This window comes from Phenylobacterium sp. (assembly GCF_024508875.1).
Taxonomy (GTDB): domain Bacteria; phylum Pseudomonadota; class Alphaproteobacteria; order Caulobacterales; family Caulobacteraceae; genus Phenylobacterium.
In genome coordinates this window covers 1-3,927 of the sequence record NZ_JANINU010000211.1, presented here as the reverse complement: position 1 = coordinate 3,927, position 3,927 = coordinate 1, and the positions used below count along the sequence as shown (strand labels likewise).

General features: G+C 72.8%; 3 protein-coding genes. 1 reads left to right on the top strand and 2 read right to left on the bottom strand.

Annotated elements, in window-relative coordinates; all coding sequences use genetic code 11:
* The coding region (locus Q0L11_RS15355; RefSeq protein ID WP_296598371.1) for a citrate synthase at nucleotides 1-901 on the bottom strand (901 nt) is incomplete at its 3' end.
* A gap of 93 nt (nucleotides 902-994) precedes the next feature.
* On the opposite strand from Q0L11_RS15355, the gene Q0L11_RS15350 reads away from it, so the two are divergent.
* On the top strand, nucleotides 995-2,158 hold the full coding sequence (locus Q0L11_RS15350) for a citrate synthase (RefSeq protein ID WP_296598369.1): 1,164 nt from the start codon (nucleotides 995-997) through the stop codon (nucleotides 2,156-2,158).
* A 93-nt stretch (nucleotides 2,159-2,251) separates the two neighbouring features.
* Here the strand turns inward: Q0L11_RS15350 and Q0L11_RS15345 are convergent.
* Nucleotides 2,252-3,927 (bottom strand): glutamate synthase-related protein (locus tag Q0L11_RS15345; protein WP_296598368.1); only part of this gene is annotated, 1,676 nt, incomplete at its 5' end.

The window sequence follows — 3,927 nt, the reverse complement described above, 5'->3', positions numbered from 1 at the left end:
AGAACTCGACGTTGGTCTCCAGCGACCGGTTCGGCTTGTGCTCGCGCAGGATGGCGAGGGCCGCCGCCTCCACGGCCTCGGCGAACTCCAGCCGGCCCTGCCGGGCGTCCAGCCACCGGACGGCGGTCTTCAGGGCGTCGGCCCGGGGGTCGCGGACCTTGTAGACCCGGTGGCCAAAGCCCATCAGCCGGTCGCCGCGGGCCAGCGCGGCCTCGATCCAGGCGCGGGCGTTCCCGGGCTCGCCGATCTCGTCCAGCATCTCGATCACCGGCCCCGGCGCCCCGCCGTGCAGCGGGCCCTTCAGCGCGCTGATCCCGGCCAGAACCGCCGAGCCGAGGCCCGCCCGCGTGGAGGCCACCACCCGCGCGGCGAACGTCGAGGCGTTGAGGCCGTGGTCGGCCACGGTGACGAGGTAGGTATCCAGCGCGTCGGCCTCGGCCTTGCTGGCCGGCGTCCCCCGCAACATCCGCAGGATGTCGGCCGCGTGGCTCAGCGACGCGTCCGGGGCGACCGGCGCCTCCCCCGCCTGGGCGCGGACGACCGCGGCCGTGAAGACCGCCGGCGCGGCCAGCAGCCGGAACGCCGTGGCGATATCGTCGCCGTCCGCCAGCCGCGCCGTCAGCGCGCGCATGGCCTCGATCGGCGTGCGGTCCAAGAGGCCGGTGTCCAGCGCCGACACCTCGGCGAACACTTCGGCGCGGGCCGCGCCCAGCGCCGCCCGCACGTCGGCGGGCAGGTCGGGATAGAACCCGCCGAACAGCAGGGCGACCACGTCCTCGTAGGTCGCATGGCCGGCCAGCTCGTCCAGCGAGCGGCCGCGCACGATCAGCACCCCGGCGGCGCCGTCCACCTCTGAGAGGACGGTTTCGGCGGCGACGACGCCTTCCAATCCATCGGACATTTCAGGTCTCCAAATCTCTTGCTGGCGACCAGAAATGCCTCCACGATACTATCGTCAATCTTGATCAATATGATCAATGTATAGCTGAATGCGATGCCGCAGACCGACTGGATCGCCGCCGAGGAAGCCCAGGCCCGCCTGGGGGTGCGCCCGCAGACGCTGTACGCCTACGTCAGCCGCGGGCGGGTCAGCGTGCGGCCCGATCCCGGCGACCCGCGCCGCAGCCTCTATCGCGCCGCCGACATCGCCGCCCTGGTCCAGCGCAAGTCGCGCAGCCGCAAGGTCTCGGAAGTGGCCGCCGGCGCCATCAACTGGGGCGAGCCGGTGCTGTCCTCGGCCATCACCACCGTCAGCGGCGGGCGGCTGTTCTATCGCGGCCGCGACGCCATCCGCCTCGCCCAGGCCGAGACGCTGGAGTCCGTCGCCCGCCTCCTGCGCGGCGGCCACGGCGCGGCGCTGAAGCGCACCGACCGGCCAAAGCCGCCGGCGGCGGCGGACATGCGTACGCGCGGGTTCCTCGCCCTGGCCCAGAGGGCGGCCGTCGACCCACCGGCCCGCGGCCGCGCGCCGCTGGCGCTGGCGGTGGAAGCCGCCACCCTGCTCGACGTGCTGACCGACGCCATCGCCGGCGAGGTGGGCGGCGGGGCGATCCACAACCGCCTGGCCTTGGCCTGGGGGCAGGGGCCCGGCGGGCCCGGCGCCGACCTGATCCGCCGCATCCTGGTGCTGGTGGCCGACCACGAGCTGAACGCCTCGGCCTTCGCGGCCCGGGTGGCGGCCTCGACCGGCGCCTCGCTGGCCGCGGCCGCGCTGGCGGGCCTCGCCACCCTCTCCGGCCCCCGTCACGGCGGCGCCACGGCGGCGGTGGCCAAGTTCGCGGCCGAGGCCGCCCAGCTCGGCCCGCGCGAGGCGATCGCCAGCCGCCTCACCGACGACCGCGCCCTCCCGGGCTTCGGCCACAACCTCTATCCCGACGGCGACCCGCGCGCGGCCGCGCTGCTGGAACGGTTCGACCCGCCCGCGGAACTGGCCCGTCTCCAGGGCGCCGTGAAGGCGGTCACCGGCCTCGACCCCAACGTCGACTTCACCCTCATGGCCGCCTGCGAGGCCCTGCGCCTGCCGCCAGACGCGCCCTTCGCCCTCTTCAGCGTCGCCCGCTGCGCCGGCTGGATCGCCCACGCCATCGAGCAGGGCCAGGCCGACGCCCTCATCCGCCCCCGCGCCCGCTACGTCGGTCCCGAGCCGGAGGGGATGTAACCCCCTCCCCCTTCGGGACCTCCCCCAGCGGGGGAGGATCTAGAGCGGAACAGGTGCTCCCCCTCTGGGGGAGCTCGCGAAGCGAGAGGGGGTCTAAGCCCGCTCGTGTGCGCGCTCCTCGGCCTCCAGGCCGTGGTCCAGGCGGCCCACCATCTCCTTCGGGCAGACCTGCCAGAACTGCTCGATCGCACGCTCCCAGTTGCGCAGCAGGTCCAGGGCGAGCGCCGAGCCGGTCTCGCGCTGGTGCTCCTCGACCAAGGCCTTCAGCACGCCCTGCCAGTGCGGATTGGCCACGCGGCAGGTGACGACGCTCTCGGCGTTCAGCGAGAGGCGCAGCCGCTGCTCCGGGTCGTGGACGAAGGCCATGCCGCCGGTCATGCCGGCCGCGAAGTTGAAGCCCACCGGCCCCAGGATCACCGCCGTGCCGCCGGTCATGTACTCCAGCCCGTTGGCGCCGCAGCCCTCGATCACCGCCGTGGCCCCCGAGTTGCGCACGGCGAACCGCTCGCCCGCCAGCCCCGCCGCGAACAGCTTCCCGGACGTCGCCCCGTACAGCACCGTGTTGCCGATGATGGCGTTGCGATGCGGCTGGGCCAGGTGCGGCGTCGGGCGCACGATGATCGTCGCCCCCGACAGGCCCTTGCCCACGTAGTCGTTCGCCTCGCCGGTCACCTCCAGGCGCAGGCCCTGCACCGCGAAGGCGCCGAGGCTCTGCCCGGCCGAGCCCTTGAGCTGGACCGTCAGGTGGCCCGGCTGCAGCCCGTCCATGCCGAAGGTGCGCACCATGTGCGAGGACGTCCGCGTGCCGATCGCCCGCGCGGTGTTCTGCACCGTGTAGGTGAGCTGCATCTTCTCGCCCCGCTCCAGCATCGGCGCGGCGTCGCGGACGATCTGGGCGTCCAGGGTGTCGGGTACGGCGTTGCGGCCCTCGACGGTGCAGTAGGGCTTGTTCGCGCCGGGGTCCGCCTTCACCAGCAGCGGGTTCAGGTCCAGGTCGTCCAGGTGCTCGCCGCCGCGGCTCACCTGCATCAGCAGGTCGGTGCGGCCGACGATGTCCTGCAGCGAGCGCACGCCCAGCTTGGCCAGGATCTCGCGCACCTCCTCGGCGATGAACGTGAAGAGGTTGATCACCTTCTCGGGCGTGCCGGTGAACTTGGCGCGCAGCGCCTCGTCCTGGGTGCAGACCCCGACCGGGCAGGTGTTGGAGTGGCACTGGCGCACCATGATGCAGCCCATGGCGATCAGGCTGGCCGTGCCGATGCCGAACTCCTCCGCGCCCAGCATGGCCGCGATCACCACGTCCCGGCCGGTGCGGATGCCGCCGTCGGCCCGCAGCCGCACGAAGTGGCGCAGGTTGTTCAGCGTCAGCACCTGGTTGGCTTCGGAAAGGCCCATCTCCCAGGGCCCGCCCGCGTACTTGATCGAGGTCTGCGGCGAGGCGCCGGTGCCGCCGACGTTGCCCGAGATCAGGATCACGTCGGCCTTGGCCTTCGCCACGCCCGCCGCGATCGCGCCGATGCCGGTCATCGCCACCAGCTTCACCGTGACCCGGGCGTCGGGGTTGATCTGCTTCAGGTCGTAGATGAGCTGGGCCAGGTCCTCGATCGAATAGATGTCGTGGTGCGGCGGCGGACTGATCAGCGTCACCCCGGGCGTCGCGTGGCGCAGCTTGGCGATCAGCTCGGTGACCTTGAACCCGGGAAGCTGCCCGCCTTCGCCGGGCTTGGCGCCCTGGCTGACCTTGATCTCGATCTCGCGGCACTGGTTCA

Excerpts from the sequence above, each read along its gene's own strand:
- Q0L11_RS15350 (WP_296598369.1), top strand. The coding sequence starts at position 995 with ATGCCGCAGACCGACTGGATCGCCGCCGAGGAAGCCCAGGCCCGCCTG.